The sequence below is a fragment of the Streptomyces sp. NPDC057010 genome, assembly GCF_042673805.1.
Taxonomy (GTDB): Bacteria; Actinomycetota; Actinomycetes; order Streptomycetales; family Streptomycetaceae; genus Streptomyces.
In genome coordinates this window covers 120239-135542 of the sequence record NZ_JBHUSC010000005.1, presented here as the reverse complement: position 1 = coordinate 135542, position 15304 = coordinate 120239, and the positions used below count along the sequence as shown (strand labels likewise).

Genomic DNA, 15304 nt, shown 5'->3' with positions numbered 1-15304 from the left:
TGGGGCGGTGTCGGGCATCGAAACGGACTGGGCGATTCCGGACGCTACATGACCGCGGAGGTGACTCAGAAGTAGCTAAGGGATATGGCCGGAAGGACCCATTCCGGTCAGGTTGATATGTCTATTTGGCAATGCTTTGCGGACCGGGATCGGTGGGGCGCCGGAGGGGAGACCCCGGCCGGCGCCGCCACCTGTCGCTACTCCGAGCCCGCCCCCGTGCGCGCCGCGGCCCGCGCCGGCGGGGTCGGCTGCGGGGAGCCCTCCAGGGCCAGTGCGGTGAGGACGACCAGCGAGTCCGTCCAGCCGAGGGGCGCGACCGACGAAGGCCGTCCGGCCCCGTTCACGGTTTCGGGGAGCTCGCCCAGCCCGTTCCGCTTCGACAGCACCCAGTCCAGCACCCCTCCCGCCCGCGTCCGTTCGCCCGTACCCGACCAGGCGAGGGCGAAGAAGGAGGTGCTGGCCGTCCAGGCGTACGATCCCCAGCTGAAATCGGGGTCGTTGCCGGGCGAGACGCCGCCGTTGGGCAGCAGCAGCGCCCGGTAGGTGGAGTCCAGCGCTTCGCCGAGGTCGGGCGGGGCGGCGTTGAAGGGGGGCGCCATGAACGCCACCGCACTGTCCCGGCCGTGCTTGCCGTCGATGGTCCGCCCGTAGCCCAGCGGGGCGAAGGCGGCGGCGATACCGGCGGACAGCCGCCGGCCCGCGTCCCCCCAGCGCTCCGCGTCCCCGCCCCTGCCCAGCCGGGCGGCCAGGTCGGCCGACGCGTTGAGCCCGGCCAGCAGGGGAGCGGCGGTACCGATGTTCGTGGACGCGGTGCCCAGCTCCCAGTAGTCCGGAGAGGCGGGCGGAAGCCCGTTCGGGCCCAGGGACCGGGCCGCGTAGTCGGCCGCGTTCCGCACCATCGGGTAGAGCGCGCGCAGGCGTTCGTCGCGCCCCTCCGGGGGCGCGGCCCGGTACCACTGCCAGGTGGCCCACGGCACCCAGCCGTTGCCGTCCAGCTGCCACTTGCGCCCGTCGGGCGGCCCGCTGCCGTCCAGCAGGGTACGGGCCTCCCAGGTTCCGTCGTCCCGCTGGGTGCGCGCGTCGTAGTCCAGGATCCGGTACGCCTCCTCGTCGTGCCCGGTGGCGGCGAAGGCGACGGCGGCGAAGGCGCCGTCCCTGGGCCAGGAGTACTCCCACGGCGGCGCCCACGCCGCCGCGAACGCGCCGTTGGGCTTCAGCAGCGCCCGCATCGACAGCAGGGCGCGCTGCGCCGCGGCCCGCCGGGCGGCGGTCGTCCCCGGCACCCGGCCCGTGGCCAGCCAGGCGCGGCTCTCGTCGATCTGGGCGAGGGCGCCCGGGTCGTCCGCCTCGACCACGGCGGACCGGGAGGCCCCGTCGGGCAGGTACCGCCACCGGCCGGACGGCAGGCGCAGCACGTTGCTGCCGTCGACGTAGGAGGCGCCGACGGCGAAGGAGGGAAGTACGGCCTCGGTGGCCACCCGGTTGGTCAGCAGTCCCGAGGTGCGGGCGGCGAGTGCCGAGGTGGGTACGTAGCAGGGCTCCGTCTCCCCGCAGCGCTCGTTCCCGGTGGGATTGACGTGGAAGGCCAGCCGGGAGGTGTCGGCGTGCCAGCCGCCCCAGTAGGCCCTGTCGTAGTTCCAGCTGGTCAGCGAGCCGGGCACCGACTGCCGGGTGCCGTACCAGGCGATGGGCTTGTTCTCCGCCGTGGTCGCCTGGAGGAACAGGTAGTACGTGGCGCCCGCGGTGACGTCGGCGCCGACCGGGAACTCGACCCAGCCGGCGCCCGCCCCGCCCAGCGAGGCCAGGTTCAGGGTCCTGGAGGCGACCGCCGACCCGGCGTCGGCGCGGACCCGGCGGATCTGGGCGGTCACGGTCCCCGTGGCGGCGCCGCTGCCCAAGTAGACGCTGACGCGGGAGATCCGCGTGCCGGCCACCGTGAAGGCCTGGGCCGCCGCGTTGTTGGTGGACTTCACACTGAACAGGGCGCTCTCGCGGCGGGTCTGCCCGTCGTAGGGCACGGCCGCCGCGGTGTTCGGGAGCACGGCGGGAGCGCCCGCCAGTGCCAGGGAGAGCAGGGCGGGCAGCAGGGCCCTCGCCATTGCCATCGAATAAAGGCCCTTCCGTTGCTCGACGGGCGCGCGGGCGGAGGTGCCGGGGCGCCGAAAGCTGGACCCACCTTGCACGGACCGGGCCCTGCGGACGGGGGAGTCGGGACGTGTCGCACCGGATGGGGCCGTAACGACATCCGATCGTGTGAAAGAAACAAAGTTGGGCCGACCAGGGCGCAGCGGGTCCCTGTCGGCCACCGGTGTCGGATGTGTGTCCTAGCCTCGGCGGGACGGGCTCCCACGCTCACCCGAAGGGCAGGCACGATGGCGTCGATGCCGCAGAAGATCACCACCTTCCTGATGTTCGAGGGCCGGGCGGAGGAGGCCATGACCTTCTACATGTCGCTCTTCGACGACTCCGAGGTCATCGACATGACCCGCTACGGCGCCGACGGACCCGGCGAAGCGGGCACGGTGCAGACGGCGACGTTCTCGCTCGCCGGGCAGCGGTTCATGTGCATCGACAGCTACGTCAAGCACGGCTTCGGCTTCACCCCGGCGGTCTCGCTCTTCGTGCAGTGCGACACCGAGGCCGAGCTCGACCGGCTCTTCGGCGCCCTCTCCGAACAGGGCGGGGTGCTGATGCCGCTGGGGTCGTACGGCTTCAGCGCCAGGTTCGGCTGGGTGAACGACCGCTTCGGCGTCTCCTGGCAGCTGAACCTGCCCGAGTGACCCCCGCCCCCCGGGGAGGGGAAGGCTGAGCCCGCCTTCAGCTTCGCCCGGCTCCCGGCCGGAGCCGGGCCATTCTGTGGCGATGCGTCTGCTTTTGGTGGAAGACAACGCCCGATTCGCGGACCTGCTGCGGCAGGGACTGGCCGAGGAGGGGTTCGAGACCGAGTGGGCCTCCGACGGGAGGGCCGGCCTGCGCCGGGCCATCGACGGCGGCTACGACGTGATCGTGCTCGACGTGATGCTGCCCGGGATGCACGGCTACGAGCTCTGCACCCGGCTCCGGGCCTCGGGCGACGTCACGCCGGTCCTGATGCTCACCGCCAAGGACGGCGAGTACGACATCGCCGAAGGGCTGGAGACCGGCGCGGACGACTACCTCGTCAAGCCGTTCTCGTTCGTCGTGCTGGTCGCACGGCTGAAGGCGCTGGCCCGGCGGGGCGGGCGGCAGCGGCCGACCGGGTGGCAGGTCGGCGAGCTGCGCGTGGACCCCGTGGCCATGCGGGTCTGGCGCGGGCAGGACGAAGTCGACCTCACCGCGAAGGAGTTCGCCGTCCTGGCCTGCCTCGCCGAACGCGCCGAGCAGGTGGTGGCCAAGCCCGAGATCATCGAGCGGGTGTGGGACGGCCAGTCCGACCGCCCCCTCAACGTCGTCGAGGTCTACATCAGCGCCCTGCGCCGCAAGATCGACGCCCCCTTCGGCCGGGCGAGCATCCTCACCGTCCGCGGCCGCGGCTACCGGCTCAGTACGGGCAGGGAACCCGGCCGCTGGCACCCCTCCACCCGCCTTCCCTGAAGCCTGCTTCAGGTACGAAGGGGCCCCGGAGCAAACGGGGCAGAATGGGGCGATGCCTGTGCGTCTGCTCGAAGAGTCCCTCCGCCCGGCCGACCAGGCGCCGCTCACGTGCCGGTGATACGCCCGCCCCGGATCGCCGGCCTGCTCCGCCCGCGCACGCTGCGGGCGCGCGCGACCGCAGCGGTTGCCGCCGCCCTGGCCCTAGCCCTGGTCACCGCCGCCGCGGTGTTCCTCGCCACCATGCGGACCGACCTGACGCGGACCGCCCACGAGGAGGCCCGCAAGCAGGCGGTGTCCGTCGTCGTCCTGGAGGCCGACCCCGGATCCGCCCCTGACGCGTCGCGCGGAAGCACACCGGTGGAGAGCACCCCCGCCGCCGTCGACACGGGGGACCCCGCCTCGGCGGCCCGCCTGGCCGACCATCCGGGATCCCGGCGAGCGCCCGTCGACGACAGCGCCGGTGAGGCGGAGGTGTCCGCGCACGACGGCTACCGGGTCACCGCGCGCGTCGACCTCGGCCCGGTCGGCCAGACCCTGCGGACCATGACCCTGTGGGCCGTTCCGCTCACCCTCGCCCTGGTGCTGATCGGGGCCTGGCTGACCTGGACCGCGGTCGGACGGGTCCTGGTGCCGGTCGAGGCCCTGCGCCGGGAGGTCTCCGAGATCACCGCCACCGACCTGCACCGGCGGCTGGCGGTCCCGAAGGGGCGCGACGAGATCGGCCGCCTCGCCGTCGAGCTGAATTCCACCCTCGAACGGTTCGACCGGGCCGTGGGCCGGCTCCGCACCTTCACCGGCGACGCCTCGCACGAGCTGCGCAGCCCGCTGACGACCCTGCGCACCCGGCTGGAATTCGCCCTGGCCCGGCCGGCGCGGACCGACTGGCCCCGGACCGCCGCACGGGCCCTGGAGGACACCGAGCAGATCCAGGAGCTCGTCGAGGACCTGTTGCTCCTCGCCCGCCTCGACGCCCACCGGCCGGGCCGCGAGGCGGAGGTCGACCTGGCCGCGCTGGCCCGTGCGCATGCGTGCACCGGGGTCCGGAGCCCGGTCGGGACCCCCGTCACCGTGAGCGTCGACGCCCCCGGCCGTGCGGCGGTCCTCGGTACTGCCTCCCACCTGAACCGGCTCATCACCAACCTGGTCGGCAACGCCTGCCGGCACGCGCGCGGAACCGTCCGCGTCTCGGTCGCCCCGCACGCGGGCCGCGTCACGCTGGAAGTCGCCGACGACGGGCCGGGGATCGCCGCCGCGGACCGGGAACGCGTCTTCGAGCGGTTCACCCGGCTCGACGCGGCCCGCAGCCGCGACGCCGGAGGCGCCGGCCTGGGGCTTGCGATCGCACGCGCCATCGCCGCGGCCCACCGGGGCACCCTCACCGCCGAAGAGCCCTCTGCTCCGGCCGGCGGGGCGCGTTTCGTCCTCAGCCTGCCTGCCGTGGACGAAACGCCTGCGCCCCGGTCGGCTTGAGCGGACGTCCTACGGCACGAGATCGGCGTAGAGGATGATGTTGTTGGTGCGGTGCCCGTCCTTGATGTCGCCGCCGCAGGTCAGCAGCCGGAGTTCGGGACGCCGGGCGGTGTCGCCGTAGACCTTCCCGGTCGGGAAGTCCTTCTTGCCGACGTTCTCGATTTCGCGGACCTTGAACTTCGCGGTGCGGCCGTCCTCGCGCGGCACCTCGACGATGTCGCCCAGCTTGATCTTCTTGACGTCCTTCATCAGGGCAGGGCCGTTCGCGGTGTCGAAGTGCGCGACGAGGACGGATGCCCCGCTCTCACCCGGAGTGACCCCCTCGGACCACCAACCGGGGGTATTGGCATCCGTGTTCGGGTCCGGGACGCCGAGCTCACCGGAGGGATCAACCTTCAGGTCGACCATCTTTCCGGCGTCCACGCCCGCCGCGGCGATGCGCATGCCGGTCGGACGGGACTTCGGCAGCGGCTGGGCGGTGTCCGGGGCCGGGGCGGCGGCGGTGTTGCCGACCTTCGGGGGTGCGGGCGGCTCGGCCTCGCCGCTGCATCCGGCGAGGAGGCTCACGGCCAGGGCGGCCACGGCCGTGCAGGAGGCGACGCGGGTGCGCCGGAGAGGGTTGTTGTTCATCGTGTGCTCCAGGGGTACGCGAAACAGCCGCCGGGCGCGCAGAGCGCCCGGCGGCCGGTGAAGAGGCAGGGATCAGCAGCCGGTGCGGCTGCGACGCACCAGGGTGAAGCCGAGACCGGCGGCAGCGACGGCCGCAGCACCGGCACCGCCCGCGATCAGGCCGGCGTTGTCGTCCGACTGCACGCCCTCGGCCCCGGCCTTGACGCCGCCCTTCGGCGTGACCGGCTTCTTGTCCTGGCCCTTGTCCTGGCCCTTGGGCTGGCTGCCCTTCGGCTGGTCACCCTTGGGCTGGTCGCCCTTCGGGTTGTCGCCCTTCGGGTTGTCGCCCTTCGGCTGGTCCTTGACGGCGGTGACCTTGCCGCTGCGGGACAGGGTGAAGGTGTAGGCGTCGTGCTTGCCCGTGGGGTTCTTGGAGGTCAGCTTGACCAGCGCGCCGGTCAGGTTCCGGCGGATCTCCGCCTCGTAACCCTTCACCTCCTTGCTGTACTTGCCGACGAGCTTGTAGACATCCGCGGCGTAGCCGTCGGCCAGCTGCTGCTCGCCCACCGACTCCCGCTCCGTCTTTTCCTCGACCGGGTCGATCGGCGGCGGGGTGAACGGCGGAGTCGCCAGGGCAGCCGGTGCCGGGAGGTCGTTTCCGTTGGCGAAGGCACTGGAGGCCGGGAGGGACATGACGGCCGCGGCGCCCGCCACGATGGCAGCGGCGCGGAGATTGACACGCATGAGTTTCTGAAAGCCCTTCATGTAGTTCATTTCAAATTCTCGCTCGGCACTGGAAAGGTGCCGGCGGAGCGGGTATGCGGTCGAGAGGAGAACAATCCCGCAACCCCTCGGAACTTATAACGAGGCGGGCGAACACCCTGCCGATCCTGAGGCGTGCTTCAGACTCGATTCAAGGCTGTGAACCTCTCGGGACCAACGTCCTGAATTTCACCTCAGGTATCCCACCACCTTTTGGGTACGGGAATCTAAGCTCGGCCTTCCAATTGCGGGAACCGATGCGACCTGTTGTATAGAGGTCGGAGTGAGGAAGTTGCTTCATGGCAAATGAATCGAATTCGTGGAGGAGTCGGGCAGGCCGCCGTACTCCGACCGCCGCCGAGGCGATCGTCGCCTTCTCCCGCGGTGTGCGCGCGGCAGCCGAGTCGTGCGTACCTCCCCATCCCCATCCGTACCTGCAGCCGCCCACGCCCCCCTCCGGCCGCACTCCGTCCGGCTCCGCACCCGCGGTCGTCGCCGGGCTCGGCTGGGCGACCATGCGCGCCACCGACCGCCCGTGACCGCGCCGACCTCGCGCGGTGACCGAGGGAGTTCTGGATTCTGATGGCTTACGCGTACGACCGAGAGCTGGCCCCCTGGGTTCCGGTGCTGCCCGCGGTCGACCTCAGCGACCCCGACGCGGCACAAGGGCACGTCCGGGGCGTGCAGTTCCAGCGCCCGCTGTACGCGGTCCCCGACGGCCTGCGGATCCGGGACGTCAACGTCCCCGGTCCCGCCGCATCACCGCCGGTCGTGGTCCGCCTGTACGAACCGGACCACCGTGCCGACGCCCGTCCCCTGCCGGCGATCCTCTACTTCCACGCAGGCGGGTTCGTCACCGGGGACCTCGAGACCGGACACGACGAGTGCGTGTGGACCGCGGCGACCCTCGGCGCCGTGGTCGTCAACGTCGACTACCGGCTCGCTCCCCAACACCCCTACCCCCACGCCGTGATGGACGCCCACGCGGTGCTCAACTGGGTCGTCGGCCAGGAACGCGCCCTCGGCATCGACCCGGAGCGGATCGCCGTCGTCGGAGAGGACGCCGGAGCCGGCATCGCCGCCGCGCTCTCCATGCTGACCCGCGACCGGGCCAGCACGCGGCCCTTCTTCCAACTGCTCAGCACCCCGATGCTCGACGACCGGCTCGACACGGAATCCGCCCGGGCGTACGTCGACACTCCCGTCCTGGACCGGATCCAGGCGGCGTACAGCTGGTTCCACTACCTCGGCGCGGGCGCCGGGGGCCCGGAGGTGTCGCCGTTCGCGGCCCCGGCCCGCGCCGGCGACCTGCGCGGGCTCCCGACGACGTACGTGGCCGTGTGCGAGTTCGACCCGGTCCGCGACGAAGGCGTCCGCTACGCCCAACGGCTCGTCCAGGCGGGCGTCACCACCGAACTGCACCACTACCCCGGCACTTTCCACGGCTGCACCTCCATCCCCGGCACCGAGGTGACGCTGCGGATGCGGGAGGACCGCGTCTACGCCCTGCGCCGGGCCCTGTTCCCGTCGCCGCCCCCCGACCCGCGGCTGCTGCCGTACGACCTGGCCACCCAGGGAGGACCACCGTGAACGGCAACCCCCTCACCGGCCGGCACGCGGTCGTACTGACCTCCGTGACCAAGACCTACGGGGCCGGCTCGCGTACGGTCACCGCACTTGACGGGGTCACCCTCGCCTTCCGCAGGGCGGCCCTCACCGCGGTCATGGGGCCGCCGGGGGCGGGCAAGTCCACCCTGCTGCGGTGCGCGGCGGGCCTCGAACACCCCGATTCCGGTTCGATCCGCCACGGCACCACGGAGCTGGCCCACCTCGCGCCGCGCCCGCTGAGCGCACTGAGCCGCGCGCGCATCGGGTTCGTCTTCCAGCGGGACAACCTGGTGCCCGTCCTCACCGCCGGGCAGAACGTGGCAGTGCGGCTGCTGCTGGCCCGCCGCAGCCCGTTGGACGGGGAGGTTTCCCGCGCCCTGGCCCAAGTGGGACTCGTCGACCGTGCCCGGCACCGCCCGGCGGAGCTGTCGAGCGCACAGCGGCGGCGGGTGGCCCTGGCCTGCGCCCTGGTCACCCGTCCCGACGTCCTCTTCTGCGACGAGCCGACCGGCTCCCTGGACTCCGCGGCGGAGCGCGGCGTCCTCGCCCTCCTGCGCAGTCTCGTGGACCACTGCGGACAGACCGTCGTCATGTCCACCGGCGACCCGGTCGTCGCCTCCCACGCCGACCGCGTGGTCTTCCTCGACGACGGCCGGTTCACCGGTCAGCTCGGCGGCCGCCCGACCGCCCGGCACATCGACCGGGAGACGGACCGTCAGCGCAGCGCGATGAAGCGGGCGACGCCGGGCACGCCGTGCTCGTCCAGCAGGAACAGCATGTAGTAGCCGGGCGGGGCGTCCGCCGCGGTCGGCGGTGCCTGCAGGTGCAGCACGTTCCCCTTCCGGTGGGTGATCCGCAGTTCCAGCTGGCGCTGGCTGGTGTTGACGGCGTGGGTCGCGGTCGTCGGCGCCACCAGGACCGCCCTCTTCACCAGCTCCGGCGTGGAGGTGGTGACGCTGAACCGGGAGCCGTGGAACACCGGGCCGGCGGGCACCTTGTCCAGGCGCGGCCGCGGCGTGCCCTGGTGGAGGTAGGCCGGTTCGAAGATCTCGATGCTGCCGTTCATGTCGTCGTCGATCCGCGGGTCGTTGGCGAGCTGCTGGAGTTCGTCGCCGGTGACCACGACCCGGCCGTCGGGGAGCAGCACCGCGTTGGCGTGGTAGCCGCGCGGCAGCCGCTGCACCGGCCCGAGCCGCCAGGTGCCCGAGGCGTCGCGGGTTTCGGTCTGCCGGTACTTGAGGTCCGCGCTCGGGTTGTAGGGGCCGTTGCCGTAGTCCCGGATCGAGAAGGCGCCGTTGACGGTGAGCAGGCCCCCGTCGGGCAGCAGGAGCGTGGTGTCCTGGGTGCGGCCGAACGCGCGGGGCTGCTGCTTCTCCCAGAGGCCGTTCGCGAGCCGGTAGGTGTCGGGGTCGTCCCGGTCACCGCCGAGGACGAGGACGGAATCGGGGCCGCGGAAGCCCGGCGCGGACAGGGCGACGGCGGAGCCGTAGCCGCGGTGGGTGCCGTCGGGCCGGGCGGGCAGGTCCGTCCGGGTCTCGGCGACGGGGTCGAAGGCCCACTGCCTGGGGGCGTCGCGGCCGAGCCCGTACACCTTGCCGTCGCGCAGCGTGAACAGGTGGGGGTAGTCGCTGTCCGCGCCGAACGGGGCGTCCACGCGGAGGCTGTCCGTGGGCAGGCCGCGGGGGACGGTGGAGCGGTCGAGCGGCACGGGGTGGTTCAGGGCGGGGAAGCGCTCGATGAGGGAGGTCGAGGTGCCCCAGCCCTGTTCCGAGTGCCCGGACATGATCAGCAGCCGGCCGCTGGGAGCGGTGACGACCGAGGGGTACCAGCGGCCGACCGCCATGTCCTTGTTGACCGCCCAGGTCTCCGTCCACGGGTCGAACACCAAGGACAGCCGGGCGCCGGCGCCGCCGCCGTACCCCAGGTTGCCGCCGAACACGCCGAGCATTCCGTTGGGCAGGAAGGCGTGGCCGGAGCAGAAGAACGGCGCCGGCCGGTCCTGCCCGGTGCCGTCCGGAACCGCCACGACGGGCGGCGTGACCTTCGTGAACGCTCCGGCCCCGGTCCCCTTCGCCGGGTCCCACAGGAAGGCCCGTCCGGCGTTCGCCCTGCCGGTGGTACCGGTGGGGGCGGGTTCCTCCGTCGGATCGGTCTCCATCCGCTCGAACGAGAACAGGAGCACCTTCCCCGTCGGCAGCATCGCGATGTGGGCCGCGAAGTCGGGGGAGGGGAAGTACTCGGCGAACTGCCCGTACGCCTTGGGGTGGAAGTGCGCGTTCGCCCGCTCCTGCGAAGCCGTCAGCTCCCTCAGGCTCTCGGTCCGGGCCAGCTGCGAGTAGCCGCCCAGCCGCTCCAGACCCTCACGGAGCCGGGCGTGCTCACGGGCGTGCCCGGCACCCAGCACGGCCTCCTCCTCCGGGCGGGCCGAGCCGTCGTGGGCCGCCGCCGGCAGGACACCGGCCGCGAGGACGGCCGCCGCCAGCGCAGAGAGCACCGCACCCCTGATGGACTGCTGCATGTGTGACATCGGACGGAGCTCCTCGGCAGGACACGGTCGACCGCGGGCGGGGACCTCCCGCCCGTCGGCCCACATCTACGGCCCCCGGCACCGCCCCGCACCCGGGCCGCTCGTGCACCGGTGCGGCCACCGCCCCGAGGAATCGCGTCCCGCGGGCGCTCGCGGCTCCTCCTTCCGGCCGCACCCGTCCGCCTGACGCGGCGAAAGCCACACCGTGCCGACCGCCCCCCACCACCCGTTCAGGCCGGCCGGCTCCCGGCCGGCGCGCCCCGGCTCGCTCGCCCCGACGCGGAGGCCCTTCAACTTCCGCGATTCCGGCGCCCGTTGACGGCCGCACGCATACGATCACGCCATGAGACCAGTGATTGCCCCGCTGCCGGGCGGCGCGCCCGCGCAGCTCGGAGGTCACCGGATCCTGGGCGTGCTCGGGTCGGGAGGCATGGGGACCGTCTACCTGGCCCGCCGCAGGGGCCGCCCGGTCGCCCTCAAGACCATCCGGCCCGAACTGTTCCGTGACACGGACCTGCGCGAGCGGTTCACCCGTGAAGCCGCGGCAGCGGCGGCGGTGCGCAGCCCCTTCGTCGCCACCGTGCTCGGCTCCTCCACCGAGGGCCAAGTGCCCTGGCTCGCCGCCGAATTCGTGCCCGGAACGACCCTCGCCGACGCGGTGCTGCGCCACGGGCCGCTGCCCGAGCCGGCCGCGTGCGTCCTCGCCGCCGCGCTCGGCCGCGCCCTGACGGCCCTGGCCGCGGCCGGCGTCGTCCACCGCGACCTCAAGCCCTCGAACGTCATCCTCGGCGCCGACCGCCCCCGCCTGGTCGACTTCGGCATCGCCCGCGTGAGCGGCGACGCCACCCTGACGGCGACCGGGCAGCGACCCGGAACCCCCGGCTACATGTCGCCCGAGCAGGTGGTGAAGGAGCCCCTCGGGCCGCCGAGCGACGTCTTCTGCCTCGGCTCGCTGCTCGTGTTCGCGCTGACCGGCCGGCACGCCTTCTTCGACGGCGACCCCGTCCGCGCGGACTTCCGTACCGCGTACGAGGAGCCCGACCTGGCCGGCCTACCGGCAGGCCCGGCGCCCGTGATCCGCGCCTGTCTGGAGAAACGGCCGGCCGACCGGCCCACCGCCGCGGAGGTCGCGCAGGCACTCGACCCGCGGCACACGGCCCTGCGCCCCGCCGACCGCTGGCTCCCGCCCGAGGTGGTCGCCGACGCCGCCGAGATCCGGCGCGCCGCCACGGCCCTGGGCGCCGGCCCGCCGCTGCCGGCCCGGCGCAGGCTGCTCGCGGGCACCGGCGCGGCCGTGCTCCTCGCCGCGACCGGAGCCACCGCCCTCCTGCGCTCCCAGGGCGGCGACGGCTCCGGCCGGACGCCCGCTCCCCGCTGGAGCGGCCCGCCCGGCACCGTGCCACAGCCGCTGTGGTCCTACGACGGCGCCGCGGCCCGGCCGGCCTTCGGGCCGGTCGACGCCGACGGGTGGGCGTGCTTCGCGGACGGCTCCGGCGAGATCGCCCTCCACGATCCGGTCTCGGGCAAACGACGCGCGCACGGCCCCGCGGTGAACGACCTCCTGGGCGGCCGCCGGCCGGTCGCCCTGGGACCGGACGGCGCGGTCCTGTTCCTGGACGCCGGCACCGGCACGGTGCGCCACCGTACGTCCGGCGGGGCGACCGCGCTGCTCGCCGCCGACGAGGACCAGGCCTACGTCCTCGACGACGCGGGCCGCGTGGCGGCGCTGAAGCGGGCGGACCACGCGGTGCGCTGGCGCGTGCCGGCTCCGGTGCCGGGCCCGACGCTCCTCGGGGCCGCAGGACACGGGCTGCTGGTCCTGGCCTCCGCCACCGGCGGGGTGGCGGCCCTTTCCGCCTCCGACGGCAGCACCGTATGGCGGCGCCCCGCCGGGACCGACGGCCGGCGTGCGGCGCTGTCCGCGCGCGCCGTGGTGGTGGGCGGCGGCGACCGGACCCTGACCTGTCTGGCCAGGGCCGACGGCGCACAGCTGTGGACCCTGCCCGCCGACGACAGCGCCGGCTTCGGCACGCCCGCGCCGGCCGGCGACACGGTCTACGTGGCGGACGGCCGCCAGCTCCGGAGCATCGACGCGCAGACCGGCACCCCCGCCTGGACCGTGCTCGCCGGCGAGGAACTGGCCCAGGACCAGGCCCCGTTGGTGGCAGGCTCCGGGGTCTTCGTGCCGTTGCGGAAGCCCGAGCTCGGCATCCTCGTGGTGCACACCGGGCGCGCGGCCGAACAGTACGTGTTCGCACCGGCCCCGGCGGGGGACGTCGCCGCAGGCCTCCCCTGGCGGGGAGCGGTCGCCGCGGGCGCCGTCATCTGGCAACGCGGCGGCGCGGTCCGCGCCCTGCCCGGCATGTGACCGGCCCGACCGGGGCCACGAGGGGGATGGGGGACGCATGGCGGACGGACGTCTGGGGGAGGGGCTGCTGCCCGAAGACCCGCGGTCGACGGGGCCGTACCGGCTGTTGGCGCGCTGGCCCGGCCCCCGGCCGGTCCCGCCGCTCAACGGCATGTACCTCGGCCGCGACCGGGACCACGGGCACGCGGTGGTCTGCCTGCTGCCCCCGGCCGCGTACCCGGCGGCCGAGGAGCTGCGCCGCGGCCCCGTCCCGGGGGTACCGGCCGTGCTGGAGCTGCGGACCGGGACCGAACCCTCGTGGGTGGCGCTCGCCCCTGCTTCCGCCGTCTCCCTCGCCGACGTGGGGCAGCAGCGGCCCGGCGCGCGGTCCGGGGTCCTGCCCCTGGAGCAGACGGTGTGGCTCGCCGGGGCGGTCGCCGACACCCTGGCGGCTCTGCACGCCCGGGGCATCGGCTACGGCGCCGTGGGACCCGAAGGGGTCTGGCTCACCACCGGCCGCCCGCTGCTGATGGCCCTGCACGCCTGCCGCCCGCTGCCCGCGCCCGGCCGCGAACCGGGACCGGACGCCGAAGCGGGACCGGACGCCGAGGCGGAAGCCGCCGCCCGGGCCCGCGACGCAGGGCCCGGGCAGCCGGAACCGCAGAGCCGCGTGGCGACCGTGCCCGCCGCCTTCATGGCCCCGGAAGTGGCCGCCGGCCGGCCTTCCTCCGCGGCCGGCGACGTCTACGGCCTGGCGGTGCTGCTGATCCACGCGGCCACCGGACGACTGCCCTTCGGCGACGGCCCGCCGCCCGTCCTGGCGTACCGCGCCGTACACGACCGGCCCGAACTGCCGTCCCTCCCCGGCGATCTGGCGGAGATCACGGCCGCGGCACTGGCCCCGGCGCCGGCCGACCGCCCCACCGCCGCGGAACTGCGGCAGGCGCTGGCGCCGGGCGAGCTAGATGCGGAGCGGCCCCCGGACCCGCTGCCCGGCAGGATCGTCGCAGCCCTGGCCGTACGCGCCCAGGCGATCGCCGACCTGGAGCCGGACGGCCCCTCGCCCGCCGCGTCCCCGACAGCGGTGGCGACCACCCCGTCCGCCGGCGATCCCGCTCTGGGAGCCGGCGGCGAAAGCGCCCACCGGCCGGACCCGACGGATACCGACACCGCCCCGGCACCCGCACACCCCACCCGCCGCCTGGTCCTCTCCCGCCTGCTCACGGCCGGTGCCGGAGCGGCGCTCGGCGCGAGCGCAGCCCTCGCCTGGTCCACCCGCACCCCCGAACCCGCCCGCCCGGAACCCTCGGCCGGCGGCGTCCCCAGGGTTCCCGGCACGCCCCCGGCAGCCCTGTGGCGCCTCGACGACCCGACGGCCCGCATCCAGCTCCTCCCGGTGAGCAGCGCCGACCGGTTCCTGATGGTGCGCGGCGACAGCCTGTACGGGCACGACCTGCGCACCGGCAAGGAGGTGTGGCAGCTGCCCGACACCGGCAGTCTCAACCTTCCCGTCCAGGCACCGGGCGACCGCCTCCTCGCGAGCTCGCGCGAGGGACTGTCCCTCGTCTCGCTGCGCGACGGCCGGACCCAGTGGCTGCAGCGGTACGAGAACCTCTCGAAGGTGCTCGCCGTCGAAGGCGCCACCGCATGGCTCCTCGTCGGGGACGGCACCCCCACCGGCGGCCACCTGATCGCGGCCTTCGACCTGGACCACCGCAAGGAGCTGTGGCGCACCCCGCTCCCGGACGGCTTCGGCTTCTCCCTGTCCGTCGCCGTCGGCCCCGAGACCGTCGTCGTGGAGGTGCAGGTCCCCCAGCAGCGGTTCCGCGACGTCCAGGCCGTCCGCACCCTGGCGATCGCGGGATTCGACCGGAGCGGCGGACGCATGCTCTGGAACCGCTCGTTCCCCGACGTGCACGGCGGCCCCGCATCCGCGGTGGATCCGGCGGGCGGCGGGCGGCTGTTCCTCCTCTCCCGCGGCCGCGCGTACGCCTACGACCTGAAGAGCGGCGACCGGCTGTGGGAGTCGCAGGCCATCGTCGCCGGCACCAACGCCCCGCCCCTGCTCACCGGCGGCACGCTGTACCTGACCGACGACGGCAGGGGCCCCATCGTCGCCGTCGCACCGGACACCGGCCGGACGCTGTGGGACCAGGAACTCGACGAGAACCTGGAGTGGTTCATGCTCGGGCGCATGGTGGCGAGCGCCTCGGGGCGCACCCTGTACCTCTCGACCCTGCACCAGATCACCGCGACCAGCCTGCCGTCGGGCAAGCGCCTGTGGCAGGCCGGGCTGGCCGGGGTGGAGGCACGCGAGCCGTTCCAACTCGCCACGGCCCCCGGCACCCTGCTCATCGCCCGGCCCTCGGCCGTCGTCGCCCTCCCGGCCGACTGACCCGTACCCGAAG

Annotated in this window: 11 protein-coding genes; 7 read left to right on the top strand and 4 right to left on the bottom strand. The window is 74.1% G+C overall.

Annotated features, from left to right (window positions below; all coding sequences use genetic code 11):
- Positions 1–197: 197 nt before the first annotated feature.
- Positions 198–2105 (bottom strand): hypothetical protein, encoded by a 1908-nt coding sequence (locus ACFTXQ_RS08195; protein ID WP_382637013.1) that lies wholly within the window; start codon positions 2103–2105, stop codon positions 198–200.
- Between the two features lie 276 nt (positions 2106–2381).
- Between ACFTXQ_RS08195 and ACFTXQ_RS08190 the strand changes: the two genes are divergently transcribed.
- The 3 genes from ACFTXQ_RS08190 to ACFTXQ_RS08180 all read left to right on the top strand — a co-directional run bounded on the left by ACFTXQ_RS08190 (position 2382) and on the right by ACFTXQ_RS08180 (position 5043).
- The gene (locus ACFTXQ_RS08190; protein WP_382637011.1) at positions 2382–2780 is read left to right on the top strand and encodes a VOC family protein; all 399 of its coding nucleotides are present in this window, start codon (positions 2382–2384) and stop codon (positions 2778–2780) included.
- 82 nt (positions 2781–2862) lie between these two features.
- Complete coding sequence (locus ACFTXQ_RS08185) at positions 2863–3573, top strand: response regulator transcription factor (RefSeq protein ID WP_382637010.1); 711 nt, start codon at positions 2863–2865, stop codon at positions 3571–3573.
- 108 nt (positions 3574–3681) lie between these two features.
- Entirely contained in the window at positions 3682–5043 is a 1362-nt protein-coding gene (locus ACFTXQ_RS08180; RefSeq protein ID WP_382637008.1) for a sensor histidine kinase, read from the top strand.
- 9 nt (positions 5044–5052) lie between these two features.
- Here the strand turns inward: ACFTXQ_RS08180 and ACFTXQ_RS08175 are convergent, their stop codons facing one another.
- Together ACFTXQ_RS08175 and ACFTXQ_RS08170 are read right to left on the bottom strand one after the other, a co-directional pair.
- Positions 5053–5673, bottom strand: a complete 621-nt coding sequence (locus ACFTXQ_RS08175; protein WP_382637006.1) for a sortase domain-bontaining protein — start codon at positions 5671–5673, stop codon at positions 5053–5055.
- A 72-nt stretch (positions 5674–5745) separates the two neighbouring features.
- A complete protein-coding gene (locus tag ACFTXQ_RS08170) occupies positions 5746–6396 on the bottom strand; it encodes a hypothetical protein (RefSeq protein ID WP_382637004.1) in 651 nt (216 codons plus the stop codon).
- A gap of 600 nt (positions 6397–6996) precedes the next feature.
- On the opposite strand from ACFTXQ_RS08170, the gene ACFTXQ_RS08165 reads away from it, so the two are divergent.
- Both ACFTXQ_RS08165 and ACFTXQ_RS08160 read left to right on the top strand, forming a co-directional pair.
- Positions 6997–8004: an alpha/beta hydrolase gene (locus ACFTXQ_RS08165; RefSeq protein ID WP_382637002.1), complete on the top strand. Its 1008-nt coding sequence runs from the start codon at positions 6997–6999 to the stop codon at positions 8002–8004.
- Positions 8001–8804, top strand: a complete 804-nt coding sequence (locus ACFTXQ_RS08160; protein WP_382637000.1) for an ABC transporter ATP-binding protein — start codon at positions 8001–8003, stop codon at positions 8802–8804. The genes ACFTXQ_RS08165 and ACFTXQ_RS08160 overlap by 4 nt, the downstream gene beginning before the upstream one ends.
- Here the strand turns inward: ACFTXQ_RS08160 and ACFTXQ_RS08155 are convergent.
- Positions 8738–10549: a galactose oxidase-like domain-containing protein gene (locus ACFTXQ_RS08155; protein WP_382636999.1), complete on the bottom strand. Its 1812-nt coding sequence runs from the start codon at positions 10547–10549 to the stop codon at positions 8738–8740. The genes ACFTXQ_RS08160 and ACFTXQ_RS08155 overlap by 67 nt on opposite strands.
- Before the next feature lie 343 nt (positions 10550–10892).
- On the opposite strand from ACFTXQ_RS08155, the gene ACFTXQ_RS08150 reads away from it, so the two are divergent.
- Positions 10893–12917: a PQQ-binding-like beta-propeller repeat protein gene (locus ACFTXQ_RS08150; RefSeq protein ID WP_382636997.1), complete on the top strand. Its 2025-nt coding sequence runs from the start codon at positions 10893–10895 to the stop codon at positions 12915–12917.
- 37 nt (positions 12918–12954) lie between these two features.
- Positions 12955–15291 carry a PQQ-binding-like beta-propeller repeat protein gene (locus ACFTXQ_RS08145; RefSeq protein ID WP_382636996.1) on the top strand — a complete coding sequence of 779 codons (2337 nt, stop codon included), beginning with the start codon at positions 12955–12957 and terminating at the stop codon, positions 15289–15291.
- The last annotated feature ends 13 nt before the right edge of the window (positions 15292–15304 follow it).

Bases quoted from the DNA above. Each gene is read 5' to 3' on its own strand.
- ACFTXQ_RS08195 (WP_382637013.1), bottom strand. From the start codon at position 2,105: ATGGCAATGGCGAGGGCCCTGCTGCCCGCCCTGCTCTCCCTGGCACTG.
- ACFTXQ_RS08190 (WP_382637011.1), top strand. From the start codon at position 2,382: ATGCCGCAGAAGATCACCACCTTCCTGATGTTCGAGGGCCGGGCGGAG.
- ACFTXQ_RS08185 (WP_382637010.1), top strand. From the start codon at position 2,863: ATGCGTCTGCTTTTGGTGGAAGACAACGCCCGATTCGCGGACCTGCTG.
- ACFTXQ_RS08175 (WP_382637006.1), bottom strand. From the start codon at position 5,673: ATGAACAACAACCCTCTCCGGCGCACCCGCGTCGCCTCCTGCACGGCC.
- ACFTXQ_RS08170 (WP_382637004.1), bottom strand. From the start codon at position 6,396: ATGCGTGTCAATCTCCGCGCCGCTGCCATCGTGGCGGGCGCCGCGGCC.
- ACFTXQ_RS08165 (WP_382637002.1), top strand. From the start codon at position 6,997: ATGGCTTACGCGTACGACCGAGAGCTGGCCCCCTGGGTTCCGGTGCTG.
- ACFTXQ_RS08155 (WP_382636999.1), bottom strand. From the start codon at position 10,549: ATGTCACACATGCAGCAGTCCATCAGGGGTGCGGTGCTCTCTGCGCTG.
- ACFTXQ_RS08150 (WP_382636997.1), top strand. From the start codon at position 10,893: ATGAGACCAGTGATTGCCCCGCTGCCGGGCGGCGCGCCCGCGCAGCTC.
- ACFTXQ_RS08145 (WP_382636996.1), top strand. From the start codon at position 12,955: ATGGCGGACGGACGTCTGGGGGAGGGGCTGCTGCCCGAAGACCCGCGG.